A 14,164-nucleotide genomic window follows, 5' to 3' on the forward strand; every position below is an offset into this window, starting at 1 on the left:
GACCTGGCATCTCAAAACACGAACAGGATGGAAACGAATCTCCATCCTGTTCGATAGGTCTTACCAGATCCTCATCCAGCCCAACTTAAGTGAACTGCATTAGCTCGAAAGCGCCGCTCTTTTGTTGGGGTAAGTCCCTATTCCGCAGCCACCTTGGCCATCGGATTGTTCGGGTGCGTCGTCCAGTTGGCATAGACCGGCGATACCGGCCTGCCGGTGCGCTGGTCCATCACGCCTGCCGCCAGCGGTTCCATGGTGATGCAGTTCTCGACCGGGCAGACATTAACGCACAGATTGCAGCCGACGCATTCGGCCTCGATCACCTCGAAGTGCCTGACGCCGTCGACCATGCTGGTGATCGCCTGGTGCGAAGTGTCCTCGCAGGCGATGTGGCAGCGGCCGCATTTGATGCAGGCATCCTGGTCGATACGCGCCTTGGCGACGTAGTTCAGGTTGAGATACTGCCAATCGGTGACATTGGGCGTGGCGCGGCCGACGATGTCGTTGAGCGAGGCGTGCCCCTTCTCGTCCATCCAGTTTTCGAGGCCCGCGATCATTTCCTGCACGATCTTGAAGCCATAGGTCATTGCCGCCGTGCAGACCTGCACATTGCCGGCGCCGAGCGCCATGAATTCGGCAGCATCGCGCCAGGTGGTGATGCCGCCGATACCGGAGATCGGCAGGCCGCGGGTTTCGGGATCGCGCGCGATCTCGGCCACCATGTTCATGGCGATCGGCTTCACCGCCGGGCCGCAATAGCCGCCATGCGAGCCCTTGCCGTCGATTGTCGGCTGCGGCGCGAAGCTGTCGAGGTCGACACCGGTGATTGAATTGATGGTGTTGATCAGCGACACCGCGTCAGTGCCGCCGGCATGTGCCGCCCGTGCGGGCTTGCGCACATCGGTGATGTTGGGCGTCAGCTTGGTGATGACGGGCATGCGGGTGTTCTGCTTGCACCAGCGCACCACCATTTCGATATATTCCGGCACCTGGCCGACGGCGGCACCCATGCCGCGTTCCGACATGCCGTGCGGGCAGCCGAAATTGAGCTCGATGCCGTCGGCCTCCGTCTCCTCGACCACCGGCAGGATCGCCTTCCAGGCCTCCTCGACGCATGGCACCATCAGCGAGACGACGATGGCGCGGTCGGGCCAGTCCTTCTTGACCTGCTTGATCTCGCGCAAATTGACCTGCAGGTCGCGGTCGGTGATCAGCTCGATGTTGTTGAGGCCGAGCAGGCGGCGGTCGGCGCCCCAGATCGCGCCGTAGCGCGGGCCGTTGACGTTGACCACCGGTGGGCCTTCCTCGCCCAGCGTCTTCCACACCACGCCGCCCCAGCCGGCCTTGAAGGCGCGGATGACGTTGTAGGCCTTGTCGGTCGGCGGCGCCGAGGCCAGCCAGAACGGATTTGGCGATTTGATGCCGACGAAATTGTTTCTGATATCTGCCATGCTCATGCCCTCCCGTTCGAGGTCAGTGCCCGATTGATGCTCTCCGCAGCGTCGCGGCCTTGCGCGACCGCCGAGACGGTCAGGTCGTCGCCACCGAAGATGCAGTCGCCGCCGGCCCAGACCCTGGCGAGAGAAGTGCGCCCTTCCGCATCGACCTTGATGCGGCCGGCTTCAAGATCGATCGACGCACCGCTGCCATTAAGGGCGACCGGCACAAAACTCTGTCCAATCGCCTTGAACACCTGGTCGGCAACGAGCGTCAGTGTCTCGCCGGTGCCGGCAAGCCTGTCGCCGTTCAGCGCCGTGTATTCGAGTTCGACGGCGGTGACCTTGCCGCCTTCGGCGATCACCCGCTTCGGCTGCAGCCAGTGGCGGATGCTGACGCCGTTGGCTGCCGCCAGATCCTGTTCGAATTCGGAAGCGTTCATGTGCTCCTGGCCGCGCCGGTAGCAGATCGTCACCTCCTCGGCGCCGAGCAGCTTCGACTGTACCGCGGCGTCTATGGCCGTCATGCCTCCACCGATGACGACGACACGGCGGCCAACCGGCAGGCCGGAAAGGTCGCTGGCCTGGCGCAGTTCGGCAATGAACTCGACCGCGTTGATGACGCCGTCGGCCTCCTCGCCATCAGCACGCAGCGCGTTGACGCCGCCAAGGCCCATGCCGAGAAACACCGCATCGTAATTGCGGATCAGGTCCGACAGCTGGTAGTCGCGGCCGAGCGCCTTGCCGTTCTGGATGTCGATGCCGCCGATCGCGGTCACGTAGTTGACTTCGGCTTGGGCGAAATCGTCGACACTCTTGTAGGCGGCGATGCCGTATTCGTTGAGGCCACCGGCCTTCGCGCGCGCTTCCAGGATGGTCACGTCATGGCCGTGGCGGGCGAGCCGGTGCGCGGCGGCAAGGCCGGCCGGCCCGGCGCCGACCACGGCGATTGTCTTGCCGGTCGGCTCGGCGCGCGGATAAAACTGCTTGTTCTCGCCCATGGCGACATCGGTGGCGTAGCGCTGCAGGCGGCCGATCTGCACCGGCTTGCCTTCCGCCACCTCGCGCACGCAGACTTCCTCGCACAGCGTTTCGGTCGGGCAGACGCGGGCGCACATGCCGCCCAATATGTTCTGGTCGAAGATGGTCTTGGCCGAACCGATCGGATTGCCGGTCGAGATCTGGCGGATGAACAGCGGAATGTCGATCGAGGTCGGGCATGCATTCATGCACGGCGCGTCGTAGCAGAAATAGCAACGATCGGATTCGACCAGCGCCTCGTGGTGATCGAGCGGCGGATGCAGGTCGGAAAAATTGTCCGCATACTGGTCGGCCGAGAGCCTGCCGCCCGCAATGCCTTCCCTGAATTGGCCTTCTGGCATCGTCAGTTCCCCATGTTTTCTTTTGAGGAAGGCTAGCACGTTTTATTTTTTTATCAATTGGTCAATTTTCGGCGCAAGCCACTGAAAAGGCTCGACAATAACATGATTTTTTTAGTCATGTTATTGGAGGCGAGGGCCACTTTTACAGTGCGCGCGAATGGCCGGGTTCAAGCTTACAGCCATGAATGGTCTTGACCTCGTCGGCTACCAGTTGCTGCAGCCGCCACAGATTGCGGTCATGGATGCCGAATTCCTCGAGATGGCTGACCGTGTTGTAGAGATATTCGGCGCCGGATCCAATATGCCCGCAGGCTCTGGCCAGCACGCTCGCCACTCTGTCCAGCGGCTGGTTCAGCGACGTTCCCCTGCCCTTCACGCCGACCCAGAAGCCAAGCGCGCGCAGCGTACCTTGCGGCGTATGCACCGGCAGCCACCGGACCGTCTCGATGCTTTCGTGGTCGCTGATCTCGCGTCGCAGCAGCCTTTCGATCTGCGCCGGCTTTTCGCCCTCCGGCAAGCGGTAGATCACGCCGTTGCAGCGTCCGCCCCGTTCGAGCGCCATCATCAACCCCGGCTGCTCGGCGCTGCCCCGCCAACGCACCATGTCGAGGCAAAAAGAGCGGTGCCAGCCAAAGGCCGTGGCGAGCTGTTGCTCGACCGACTCGAATTCCGGCTTCCAGATCAGGGACCCGTAAGCGAACACCCATAGTGGTCCCTCATCGGCTTCATTGGACAGCCGCAAGGCAAGGGTGCGGAAATCCTCGTCGTTCATGTCTGTCCAACTCGGGTCCGGGCCGGGATCGGCCTCTTCCCGATGGCACAGTGCGACAAGCTCGGGCGTGAGCGACATCAAGCGCATGGACGACAACCCCTCATCACCGCAGAGAAATCGAAAACCAGAGCTCGCGCAACCAGGGAACGCTTGGCACACACACCCATTGTTGTCCGGGCGTGTCGGATTTCCGTCGTGAGGATCGTCCTAAGATGGACGACGATCGATCCATGAAAGGTGAGGAGACCGAAAATGCCGAAAACCCCGATGCCCTTCTTCTGGTACGAATTGATGACATCAGATCTCGACGCCGCCGAGGCGTTCTACACCCAAGTGGTCGGCTGGACGGCGCAGCCCTTCGATAAGGCACCCGGCATGCCGCGCTATATCGTGATGAATGTCGGCGAACGTGGCGTCGGCGGACTGATGACCTTGCCCGAGGATGCCGCCAAGATGGGCATGCCGCCTGCCTGGCTTGGCTATATTCACACCAAGGATGTCGACGCCGCCACGGCATCGCTGGAGAAAGCCGGCGGCACCGTTCACCGCCAGCCCGACGACATTCTGGGTGTCGGCCGCTTTGCCGTCGTCGCCGATCCGCAAGGCACGACCTTCATGTTCCTGCAGCCGAACGGTCCCGACCAGCCTGTCGTGCCGGCCGGCACGCCGGGCCACATCGGCTGGCACGAGCTTTATACGAGCGACTGGAAAGCCGCGTTCGATTTCTATTCCGAGCAGTTCGGCTGGATCGACGCCGGCGATTTCGACATGGGTCCGATGGGCACTTACCAGACTTTTACGGCTGGCCCCGAATCCGGCGGCGGCATCATGAACAAGCCGGAGCAGATCCCGGTGCCGGTCTGGCAATTCTACTTCAACGTTGCGGCCATCGACGCGGCCGCAAAACGGGTCACCGACAATGGCGGCAAGATCCTGATGGGCCCGATGGAGGTCCCCGGCGGCAGTTGGATCGTCCAATGCCAGGACCCGCAAGACGCGCACTTCGCCTTGATGGCGCCAGTCCGCTGACCGCGATCGAAAACCGCTGACACAAAGCGCGGGTTTTCATCAGACCACCGATGAAGGCCTCTACCCCTGCCTGGCGCCGTCTCATTCCGGCGCCAGCACCGCAACCTTCAACTCAGCTTTTTTCGCGCCGCTGAACTGGACGGTGGCCGGGCCGGGCGCAAGCTTGAAGCGCACGCTCTTGCGGATGCCAGGGCATGTTTTCACGCCACTATAGCCCGCCGACTTGATGGCCTGGCCATCCTGGATGACATCGATCCAGGCCTCCCCCGAGAGACTTATCTGAATGGCTCCCTCGGACGGCACTTCCACGCTGGCGACGGCCCCAAACGTGTCTGATGCCGGCGCACGTTCGGGCGCCACCGCAAAACCGGCTTTCTCTACCGGCACCAGCGCCAGGTCCGCAGCCGCACCAACCGCCAGCGCCGCTCCGGGCGGCGTTGCCGGTGCCGCGGCAAACAGGGTCTGCTCCCGCGTCACCGGCCATTTGAAGGCCTCACAGCCGGCGTCCTCGGCCATGGCGAAGCTGGTGCCTGCGACGATCGCGAACAGGCTGATGACGACTTTTTTCATGGCAAGACCCCCACACATTCAGATTGTTGTACACGCATTAATACAACCATAGAGGTATTAATGCAACCCTGGCGAGAAACATTTGAAGGGAATTGGGAACATTCCCAATCACTGATTGTTGATGGCAAACCAGGGGAAATGAATGGTCCAATGCCGGGCGATAAACTATGGCCGATCCCGGAAGCTAAAGGAGTTTTAGATGAAGCCTTTCGACGGCCTTGCCAGATATCAGCCGCAGGCACTCGGCATTCTGCGCATTGTGACCGCGCTGCAGTTCATCGAACACGGCACCCAGAAGCTGTTCAATTTCCCGGTCAGCGACCACGCCGGTGCTTTGAGCGGGCTGTCACTCACCGCCGGCATCCTCGAATTCGCCGGCGGCATCCTGCTGGCGCTGGGCCTGTTCACCCGGCCGGTCGCGTTCCTTCTGGCCGGCGAAATGGCGATCGCCTATTTCATGGCGCACGCGCCGCGCGACTTCTTCCCGGTCAACAATGGCGGCGATTCGGCGATCTCGTTCTGCTTCATCTTCCTCTATCTGGTGTTTGCCGGCGCCGGCGCCTTCGCGCTGGACAACCGCCGCAGCGCCTGACGCCAGAAAGAGGATGCGGGCCTAGTGCACGTCGCCCAAAAGTGCCCGCGGTTTTGGGACAACGACATGTACAAAACAGGAATCTGAAGCGCTTCGGCTTTGCCGATGCGCTTCAGGCACGCATCCGTTCGAAATTGGCGTCGAAAAGCGGCACCACCTGAATGCGCGCCGCATGGCGCTTGCCCAGCAGTTCGATTTCGAAGCCGTCGCTCTCATCGGCGATCTCCTTCGGCACATAGCCGACGGCAACGGATTTCTTCGAATGATGCGCATAGCCGCCCGACGTCACCCAGCCGCGCACCGCACCATCGAACCAGATCGGCTCGTCGCCAATGACATCGGCATCGTCGGCATCGACGATAAAGGCGCGCAGGCGCAATTTGCCGCCCAGCTTGCGCTCGGCCAGCGCCGCGGCCTTGCCGATGAAATCGGCGTCCTTGCCGTAAGCAACGAAGCGGTCGAGCCCCGCTTCCAGCGGTCCGTAGATCGGCCGGTACTCGCGCCCCCATGAGCCGTAATTCTTGTCCAGCCGCAGCGCATTGAGGGCGCGCGAGCCAAACAGGCCGATGCCGAATTCCTCGCCCGCCGCCATCAGCGCTTGATAGGCGGCGCGCTGGTATTCCGGCGCCACCCAGATTTCGTAGCCGAGATCGCCGGTATAGCTCACACGGCCGATCAGGCATGGCGCCATGCCGATATCCATCCGGCCAATGGCCATGAAGGAAAATGCCGCATTGGAGACATCCGAACGCGTGGCCTTTGCCAGCACATCCCGCGCCTTCGGCCCCGCGATCGACAAGCCGCTGAGCTTCTGGCCCAGCGCCTCGATGCGGACCGAGCCGTCGTCTGGCAGGTGCTGCTCGAACCAGCGCATGTGGTATTGCTCGGCGATGCCGGAGCCGGCGAGGAACCAGCCGTCTTCCCCCAGATTGGCCAGCGTGAAGTCGCCGATCAGCCTGCCGTCCTGCTTCAGCATCGGCGCCAGCGTCATGCGGCCGGGTTTCGGCAGTTTGCAGGCAAGCATCCGGTCGAGCCAGGCGGCCGCCCCCTCACCCGTCACCTTGTATTTGGCGAAGCTCGAAATCTCGGACAGGCCGACACCGTCACGAACCGTCGCGACCTCCCTGGCGACCTGCGTGAAGTCGCTCGAGCGGCGCCACGAGAATTCGTCCTTGACGCCTTCCGGCGCGTACCACAGCGGCACTTCCAGCCCATAGGCAACGCCCCATTGCGCACCCCCAGCAGACAGCAGATCATAGATCGGCGTCGTCTTCAGCGGCCGCCCGGCGGGCAACTCCTCATTGGGGAAGCGGATCGAAAAGCGCCTGGAATAATTCTCGCGCACCTTGGCGTTGGTATAGGCCATCGTCGCCCAGTCGCCGTAGCGCGCGACATCCATCGCCCAGATATCGGCGCCGGGATCGCCCTCGATCATCCAGTTCGACAAAGCGAGGCCGACGCCGCCGCCTTGCGAAAAACCGGCCATGACGCCGCAAGCGACCCAGAAGCCCGGCAGGCCGCGCACCGGCCCGACCAGCGGGTTGCCGTCCGGCGCGAAGGTGAAGGGGCCGTTGATGATCTGCTTGATGCCGGTGTTCTGGAAGGCCGGGAAATGCCGGAAGCCGACCTCCAGCGATGGCGCGATGCGGTCGATGTCGGGCGCCAGCAATTCATGGCCGAAATTCCATGGCGTCTGGTACTCGGACCACGGCTTGTTGGCCTTCTCATAGGTGCCCATCAGCATGCCGCCGCGCTCCTGGCGCAGGTAAAGCTCGCCATCGAAGTCGACCGCGTGGATGATCTCGGTGCCGGTCTTGGCGTTCCAGGCGGCGACCTCCGGCATATCCTCGGTGATCAGGTACATGTGCTCCATGGCCAGCACCGGCAGTTCGAGACCAACCATGCGGCCGACCTCGCGCGCCCACAGGCCGCCGGCATTGACGACATGCTCGGCCACCACCTCGCCCTTGTTGGTGATGACGCGCCACAGCCCGTCAGGACGCCGCACAATGTCCTCGACCTTGGTGAAACGCTCCACTTCCGCCCCAAGTTTCCGCGCGGCCTTGGCATAGGCATGGGTGACGCCCGAGGGATCGAGATGGCCGTCCTCCTTGTTCCTGACGGCGCCGACGAACTGCCTGGGGTCGAGAAGCGGCATCAGTTCGGCCGCCTCGTTGGGCGAGATCTCCTCCAGCTCGATGCCGAGATAGCGGCCCTTGGCGACGACGCCGCGCAGCCAGTCCAGCCGCGCCTCGGTTGCCGCCAGAAGCACGCCGCCGGTCAGATGCACGCCGGTCGCCTGGCCGGAAAGCTCCTCGATCTCCTTGTAGAGGTTGATGGTGTATTTCTGCAGCTTGGCGACGTTAGGGTCGCCATTGATGGTGTGCATGCCGCCGGCCGCGTGCCAGGTCGAGCCGGACGTCAATTCGTCGCGTTCCAGCAGGACAACATCGGTCCAGCCATGGCGGGCGAGATGGAACAGCACGGAGCACCCGACGACACCGCCGCCAATGACCACGACCTTTGCAGGCGATTTCATGGATTTTTCTCTGATATCAGTGAGTTGGATCGGTGGAATGAATCGAAATGGGAGGAGCCAAGCCGCCCCCCTCTGGCCTGCCGGCCATCTCCCCCTCAAGGGGGGAATTCAGCAGCGGCTGCGCCGCGACCCTCTTTTCAACATTGGTAGTTGGCGAAGAAGAACGTGCCAGCCAATCTCCCCCCTTGAGGGGGAGATGTCCGGGAGGACAGAGGGGGGTGCACGCGCGCAAACCTGTGACCATCACGGCTCGCCCTGCCCGATCGCTTCCTTGCGCCTGGCCATGTAAGCCTCCAGCGCCTCGCGCACGGCGATATCCATCACCGGCTCGACATAGTCTTCCAGCGCCTTCTTCCACAGCCGCGTCGCGCGCGCCGTGGCGTCGAGCCCGCCGGCTTCCTGCCACGCTTCGTAATTCTGCCAGTTTGACAGCATCGGCTGATAGAAGGCGGTGGCGTAGCGCTCCAGCGTGTGCGGTTCGCCGAAGAAATGCCCGCCGGTCGGCACCGCGCCCAAAGCCTCGACGGCGAGCTCGGCCTCATTGACCTCGATCGGGCGCAAGAACTCCATCATGTGCTGGATCATCTCGACATCGATGATGAATTTTTCGAACGACGCCGTCAGCCCCCCCTCCTGCCAGCCGGCGGCGTGGTAGACGAGGTTGCCGTGGCCGAGCACCGCGCCCCACAGCGCCATCAGCGTCTCATAGGCGCCCTGCGCATCGGCGGCGTTGGAAGCCGAGCCCGGCGTCGTGCGGTACGGAAGCCCGTAGCGCCGTGCCAGTTGCCCCGACGCAATGTTGGCCTTGGTGTTCTCAGGCGTGCCGAAGGCCGGCGCGCCGGACTTCATGTCGACATTGGAGGTGAAGGCGCCATACATGACCGGCGCGCCTGGACGGACAAGCTGCGTCAGCACGACGCCGAACAGCGCCTCGGCGTTCTGCTGCGCCAGCGCGCCGGCCAGCGTCACCGGGCTCATCGCCCCCATCAGCGTGAACGGCGTCACCGCCACCGACTGGCCGAACTCGGCCATGGTCATCAGTCCTTCGGCCATCATCTCGTCGAAGCGGCGCGGCGAGTTGACCGAGATGATCGTGGTGATGCCGGGATCGTCGCGCATCTGATCGAGCGTCAGCCCGCGCGAAATCGCCATCATCTCGATGCCGTCAAGCGCCCTGCCCCTCCCGATCGCCGAGACATGGAAACTCTTGTCGGTCAGCGTCAGATTGGTGAAATAGGTGTCGAGATGGCGGGAATTGGCCGGCAGTTCGACCGGTGCGCAGACCTGGTTGCCCAGCATGTGGATGCAGTTGAAATGCTGCGCCAACCGGGTCAGATCCGAATAGTCGCGCAAATTTCCGGCGCGGCGGCCGCGCTCCATATCGTGCACATTGGGCGGTCCGGCAACCAGCGTGAAATTGATGGTGTTGCCGCCGAGATGAACCGCGTTGGCCGGGTTGCGCGGCGTCAACACATAGCTGGACTGCGTGGTCTTCAGCACGTCTTCGACCAGGCCGCGATCGATGCGGACATTCGCCGAGGCATGATCGACTTTGGCGCCGGCCTTCTCGAACAGCGACAGCGCCCGCGGGCTCATCACCTCGATGCCGAAATTCTCCAATATGTGCATCGACGCCTGATGGATCTGCTCGATCTGGTCGGGCGACAGCATCGCCATTGGCGGATAGGGATTTGTCACCCGCCTGAGCGACAGTTGCGGGATGGCCGATGGCCCTCTGTTGCTGGTGCGCTCGGCGCCGCGTTTGCGTCTTGGTTCGTTCATGCCGGTATCAAAGCCCCGGCAAACCGGGCAAGCTGTCAGAAATACGTCGTCTGCGGGCGCGATTTTAGCCACGGCGGCATTTCTGCAATGTCTGTTTAGAAAAAGCGACGAAGTGCGTCGGATTATCGATACTGGATTTCCTTGAGAGACTGCGCCGGCGAAGCGTTAACGGACGCCGCAAGATTCCCTTTATGATTTCGGCCTATTGCTCTGCCCATGCGTAGTTCGAGTTTTAGTAAAATTGGTGCGGTTTGCGTGCTGCTGGCGCTTTCGGCCTGCGCCACGCCGCCCAGCCACATCAACAATGTCTGTGCCGTCTTCGACCAGAATGACGGCTGGTTCGACAACTGGCAGTCGGCCGCCGAGCGCGCCCAGCAGAAATACGGCATCCCCGTTCCCGTGCTGATGGCGACGGTGCGCAAGGAATCCGGTTTCAAGAGCAATGCACGGCCGCCGCGCACCAAGCTGCTCGGCTTCATTCCGTGGAAGCATGTCTCGTCGGCCACCGGCTTCTCGCAGGCGCTGGACGGCACCTGGTCGCAATATCAGCGCGAAACCGGCAACTGGGCGGCACGGCGGACGAAATTCGCCGACGCCGTCGACTTTGTCGGCTGGTATCATTCCAAGACCGCAGACACGTATGGCGTTGCCCGCAACGATACCTACAACCTCTATCTGGCCTACTATCTCGGCTGGACCGCCTATGGCCGCGGCAACCGGGGCGATGCCGGCGTCCAGGGCTATGCCCGGGCCACCGACAAGATGGCGCGGGACTATGCGCAGCAACTGAGCGAGTGCGGCAACTGACTTTGCCGGAGCATTACGCAGCCAAGTGAAATCACTTGGCGCTGCGAAAAGCGATGTCGCCCCTCGAGCAGAAAAGATCTCAGCGATTCATTTGCTTGGGATCAGATGAAGGATTGCCTTCCCTGATTTTACCGCCGTCGTCGATAGCTTTCGGTCGAACGTCGCCAACTCGCCGTCATGCGACTTGGCCAGCGCCAGCAGATAACTGTCGGTTACTTGCGTCGAAGTCAGGATCTTGCCCGCGTCGATCTCTCTGGAACTGACAAGGCTGATGTCATCGGGCCAGAACTGGTGTCCGGCAAGTGCGTGCAATTTGCCGACGATCGGCGCGACGACGGCAGGGGAGCCAGGAGAGTTGGGGTATTTGGGGTTGCCCACGATCCTGATAACGCCATTCTCGGTGATGGGGCATGTGGCCCATGAGTGATGCCCGGTGGATTCGAACCACCGATGGGCATCGTCATGCGCGACATGAGCCGGATCGATCAGCGCAATCAACACATTGACGTCGAGCAGGAAGGTCACGGCAGCTCGTCGCGAAGCGCATTGACCGTTTCGAGATCGACCATCGGCCCGCCGGGCCGCGACGAAAGCAAGGGAATGCCGTTGCGCTCACCGCCCGCCTGCGGCCGACGCAGCGAACGGCGAACCAGATCGGAAATGACTTCTCCCACGCTGCGATCCTGCTGCCGCGCCATAGCCTTGGCGGCAAGAAGGACATCATCATCGATTGCAAGTGTCGTTCTCACAATTCGTCCTCCTTTCCAAGCATCAAACATCACGCATCACATAGAGCAACAGACTGAGATTCTCAAGGGATGCATGTTTTGCGCAGCATATGAAATTGATGGCATTGCCTGATGCCGGTCAGTTCGGTTTCCTAGAATCGCCCGGCTTTGGGGTATCGCCGGTTTCCGAAACCTCGTCGCGGACCTCGTGACGGCGGGCTTTCGAAACGGCTTCCGTCTCCTCGCCGGCCTGCCTCGCTGCATCGGCTTCCGCGCTGCCCGTCTTGCCGCGCGGACGCTTCGGTGGCGTGCCGGCAAAACCGGGGCCATCGCCATGCGGCGCGTCATCCGGCACGCCTTCGTGCGCGGCGTGCTCCTTGTCGAACTTGATCACCGGCTCCATCGTTGCCAGCACATCGTCGGAGAGCCAGCACAGGCTCATATGGCCGCCGCCGAGATGCTTGACCGGTGGCACCTTGGTCTCGCACAGATTGTCAGGCACCAGCTTCTTGTAGCCGCAGCGGGTCTGGAACGGGCAGCCGGACGGTGGGTTCATCGCCGAGGGAATGTCGCCCTCCAGCACGATGTGCCGCTTGACCACGCTGGTGTCAGCGATCGGGATCGCCGACAGCAGCGCCTCGGTATAGGGATGGTAGGGCGGCGCGAAGATCTGGTCGGTCGTGCCTTGCTCGACAATATAGCCGAGATACATGACCACGACGCGGTCGGCGATGTAGCGCACGACCGACAGATCATGGCTGATGAACAGCATTGTCGTCTTGTTCTTGCGCTGGATGTCCATCAGCAGTTCGGTCACCGCCGCCTGCACCGACACGTCGAGTGCCGAGACCGGCTCGTCGGCCACCACCACCTTGGCGTCGCCGGCAAAGGCCCGCGCCACGCCGATGCGCTGCTTCTGGCCGCCGGATAGCTGGCGCGGCTTGCGGGTCTCGAACGCCCTGGGCAGCTTCACCAGGTCGAGCAGCTCCAGCATGCGCTTGCGGCGGTCGGCGACCGTCTTGCCGACATTGAACTTCTCCAGCGTGCGGATGATCTGCGAACCGACCGAATGGCTGGGATTGAGCGTGTCGAACGGGTTCTGGAACACCATCTGGATCGACGACACCGTGTCGACACTCCGCTTCTCGATGCCCGTCGACTGGATTTCCTTGTTGCCCAGCGTCACCGTGCCGGCACTTGCCGTCTCCAGCCCGAGCAGCACCTTGGCCAGCGTCGACTTTCCGCAGCCGGATTCGCCGACGATGGCAACCGTCTCGGATTCGCGCGCCATGAACGAGATCGTCTCATTGGCCTTGACGACGCGGCCCTCGCTCGAGCCGAACACCTCGCTGCCGCCCACCCTGTAGTATTTTCTGAGATCCTCGATCTTGAGCACCGGAGCGCCGGGCACGACGCGCTCATTGACCTTTTTGGCGCCGGGCGGCAGCGCCTCCCAGTCGATCTCGTTGAAGCGCACGCAGCGCGAGAAATGGCCTTCGTGACCCGCGACCTCGATCATCGGGATTTCGGCGGCGTTGCAGACGCCCTCGACGAAATGGTGGCAGCGAGGGCCGAAATTGCAGCCCTTGGGCCGCTCGTGCGGCAGCGGCAGCTGGCCGGGGATCGAAATTAGCGGCCGCGAGTTCTTGTCGGCGCCGGGCAGCGGGATCGAGCGGAACAGCCCTTGCGTATAAGGGTGGCGCATCCGGTCGAACACGTCCTTGATCTTGCCCGTTTCGACCGCTTCGCCCGAATACATAACCGTGATGCGGTCGCAGGTTTCCAGGATCAGGCCGAGATTGTGCGACACGAAAATCATCGACGTGCCGAACTTCTCGCCGAGCCCCTTGACCAGGTCGACAATGCCGGCCTCCACCGTCACGTCGAGCGCCGTCGTCGGTTCGTCGAGCAAAAGCAGCGCCGGCTTCGACAGCAGCGCCATGGCAATGACGATGCGTTGCTGCTGGCCGCCCGAGAGCTGGTGCGGATAGGAGCGCATCATGCGCTCGGGATCAGGCAGCTTGACCGCGCGCACCATGTCAAGCGCGCGTTTATGGGCCTCTTCCTTCGACACCTTGTCGTGGATCAGCGGCACTTCCATCAATTGCTGGCCGACCTTCATCGCCGGGTTCAGGCTCGCCATCGGCTCCTGGTAGATCATCGCGATCTTGTTGCCGCGAATGGAGCGCAACTCCTCGTCGGAGAGCTCGCCCATGTCCTTGCCCTGGAACTTGATCTTGCCGCCGACGATCTTCCCGATGTTGGAGAGGTCGCGCATGATGCCGAGCGACACGGTCGACTTGCCGCAGCCGGATTCGCCGACGATGCCCATCGCCTCGCCGGGCATGACGGTGCAGGAAAAATCCATGACCGCCGGGATCTCGCCCTTGCGGGTGAAGAAGGAGATCGACAGGTTCTCGATCTCGATGATCGGCGCGTTGGCCGGCCCATTGGTTGGCGTGGCGGGATTTCGAACTGCCTCGTTCATGGGTCGCTCCAATCCTGGTTCTTCTAGGCCTGTTTCTAT

General features: G+C 62.6%; 12 protein-coding genes. 3 read left to right on the plus strand and 9 right to left on the minus strand.

Going from position 1 to position 14,164, the window contains the following annotated elements; translation table 11 throughout:
* Window positions 1–137: 137 nt before the first annotated feature.
* The 3 genes from preA to NKI66_RS28080 all read right to left on the minus strand — a co-directional run bounded on the left by preA (window position 138) and on the right by NKI66_RS28080 (window position 3,677).
* Complete coding sequence (preA, locus tag NKI66_RS28070; protein WP_027035003.1) at window positions 138–1,451, minus strand: NAD-dependent dihydropyrimidine dehydrogenase subunit PreA; 1,314 nt, start codon at window positions 1,449–1,451, stop codon at window positions 138–140.
* A 2-nt stretch (window positions 1,452–1,453) separates the two neighbouring features.
* A complete protein-coding gene (locus NKI66_RS28075; protein ID WP_023813204.1) occupies window positions 1,454–2,818 on the minus strand; it encodes an NAD(P)-dependent oxidoreductase in 1,365 nt (454 codons plus the stop codon).
* 142 nt (window positions 2,819–2,960) lie between these two features.
* Entirely contained in the window at window positions 2,961–3,677 is a 717-nt protein-coding gene (locus NKI66_RS28080) for a gamma-glutamylcyclotransferase (protein WP_023813205.1), read from the minus strand.
* A 165-nt stretch (window positions 3,678–3,842) separates the two neighbouring features.
* On the opposite strand from NKI66_RS28080, the gene NKI66_RS28085 reads away from it, so the two are divergent.
* Window positions 3,843–4,619: a VOC family protein gene (locus NKI66_RS28085; protein ID WP_023813206.1), complete on the plus strand. Its 777-nt coding sequence runs from the start codon at window positions 3,843–3,845 to the stop codon at window positions 4,617–4,619.
* A gap of 81 nt (window positions 4,620–4,700) precedes the next feature.
* On the opposite strand, the gene NKI66_RS28090 is transcribed toward NKI66_RS28085, so the two are convergent.
* Window positions 4,701–5,189 carry a hypothetical protein gene (locus NKI66_RS28090; protein ID WP_023813207.1) on the minus strand — a complete coding sequence of 163 codons (489 nt, stop codon included), beginning with the start codon at window positions 5,187–5,189 and terminating at the stop codon, window positions 4,701–4,703.
* Between the two features lie 199 nt (window positions 5,190–5,388).
* Between NKI66_RS28090 and NKI66_RS28095 the strand changes: the two genes are divergently transcribed.
* Window positions 5,389–5,781 carry a DoxX family protein gene (locus NKI66_RS28095; RefSeq protein WP_023813208.1) on the plus strand — a complete coding sequence of 131 codons (393 nt, stop codon included), beginning with the start codon at window positions 5,389–5,391 and terminating at the stop codon, window positions 5,779–5,781.
* A 112-nt stretch (window positions 5,782–5,893) separates the two neighbouring features.
* Here the strand turns inward: NKI66_RS28095 and NKI66_RS28100 are convergent, their stop codons facing one another.
* Window positions 5,894–8,320 carry a GcvT family protein gene (locus NKI66_RS28100; RefSeq protein ID WP_023813209.1) on the minus strand — a complete coding sequence of 809 codons (2,427 nt, stop codon included), beginning with the start codon at window positions 8,318–8,320 and terminating at the stop codon, window positions 5,894–5,896.
* Window positions 8,321–8,563: 243 nt separating this feature from the next.
* A complete protein-coding gene (locus NKI66_RS28105) occupies window positions 8,564–10,102 on the minus strand; it encodes a trimethylamine methyltransferase family protein (protein ID WP_023813210.1) in 1,539 nt (512 codons plus the stop codon).
* Between the two features lie 216 nt (window positions 10,103–10,318).
* Here NKI66_RS28105 and NKI66_RS28110 point away from each other — a divergent pair, with 216 nt between their 5' ends.
* A complete protein-coding gene (locus tag NKI66_RS28110) occupies window positions 10,319–10,909 on the plus strand; it encodes a transglycosylase SLT domain-containing protein (protein ID WP_023813211.1) in 591 nt (196 codons plus the stop codon).
* An 87-nt stretch (window positions 10,910–10,996) separates the two neighbouring features.
* Here the strand turns inward: NKI66_RS28110 and NKI66_RS28115 are convergent, their stop codons facing one another.
* The 3 genes from NKI66_RS28115 to NKI66_RS28125 all read right to left on the minus strand — a co-directional run bounded on the left by NKI66_RS28115 (window position 10,997) and on the right by NKI66_RS28125 (window position 14,125).
* Window positions 10,997–11,434, minus strand: a complete 438-nt coding sequence (locus tag NKI66_RS28115) for a TA system VapC family ribonuclease toxin (RefSeq protein ID WP_023813212.1) — start codon at window positions 11,432–11,434, stop codon at window positions 10,997–10,999.
* Window positions 11,431–11,658, minus strand: a complete 228-nt coding sequence (locus NKI66_RS28120) for a ribbon-helix-helix domain-containing protein (protein ID WP_023813213.1) — start codon at window positions 11,656–11,658, stop codon at window positions 11,431–11,433. The genes NKI66_RS28115 and NKI66_RS28120 overlap by 4 nt, the downstream gene beginning before the upstream one ends.
* Before the next feature lie 118 nt (window positions 11,659–11,776).
* Entirely contained in the window at window positions 11,777–14,125 is a 2,349-nt protein-coding gene (locus NKI66_RS28125; protein ID WP_023813214.1) for a dipeptide ABC transporter ATP-binding protein, read from the minus strand.
* Window positions 14,126–14,164: the final 39 nt, after the last annotated feature.

Source organism: Mesorhizobium sp. M0518 (genome assembly GCF_040321125.1).
GTDB lineage: Bacteria > Pseudomonadota > Alphaproteobacteria > Rhizobiales > Rhizobiaceae > Mesorhizobium.

What these genes read in the sequence shown, in the direction of transcription:
- NKI66_RS28080 (WP_023813205.1), bottom strand. Translation starts at nt 3,677, where the DNA reads ATGCGCTTGATGTCGCTCACGCCCGAGCTTGTCGCACTGTGCCATCGG.
- NKI66_RS28075 (WP_023813204.1), bottom strand. Translation starts at nt 2,818, where the DNA reads ATGCCAGAAGGCCAATTCAGGGAAGGCATTGCGGGCGGCAGGCTCTCG.
- NKI66_RS28125 (WP_023813214.1), bottom strand. Translation starts at nt 14,125, where the DNA reads ATGAACGAGGCAGTTCGAAATCCCGCCACGCCAACCAATGGGCCGGCC.
- NKI66_RS28085 (WP_023813206.1), top strand. Translation starts at nt 3,843, where the DNA reads ATGCCGAAAACCCCGATGCCCTTCTTCTGGTACGAATTGATGACATCA.
- NKI66_RS28100 (WP_023813209.1), bottom strand. Translation starts at nt 8,320, where the DNA reads ATGAAATCGCCTGCAAAGGTCGTGGTCATTGGCGGCGGTGTCGTCGGG.
- NKI66_RS28110 (WP_023813211.1), top strand. Translation starts at nt 10,319, where the DNA reads ATGCGTAGTTCGAGTTTTAGTAAAATTGGTGCGGTTTGCGTGCTGCTG.
- preA (WP_027035003.1), bottom strand. Translation starts at nt 1,451, where the DNA reads ATGGCAGATATCAGAAACAATTTCGTCGGCATCAAATCGCCAAATCCG.
- NKI66_RS28095 (WP_023813208.1), top strand. Translation starts at nt 5,389, where the DNA reads ATGAAGCCTTTCGACGGCCTTGCCAGATATCAGCCGCAGGCACTCGGC.
- NKI66_RS28090 (WP_023813207.1), bottom strand. Translation starts at nt 5,189, where the DNA reads ATGAAAAAAGTCGTCATCAGCCTGTTCGCGATCGTCGCAGGCACCAGC.
- NKI66_RS28105 (WP_023813210.1), bottom strand. Translation starts at nt 10,102, where the DNA reads ATGAACGAACCAAGACGCAAACGCGGCGCCGAGCGCACCAGCAACAGA.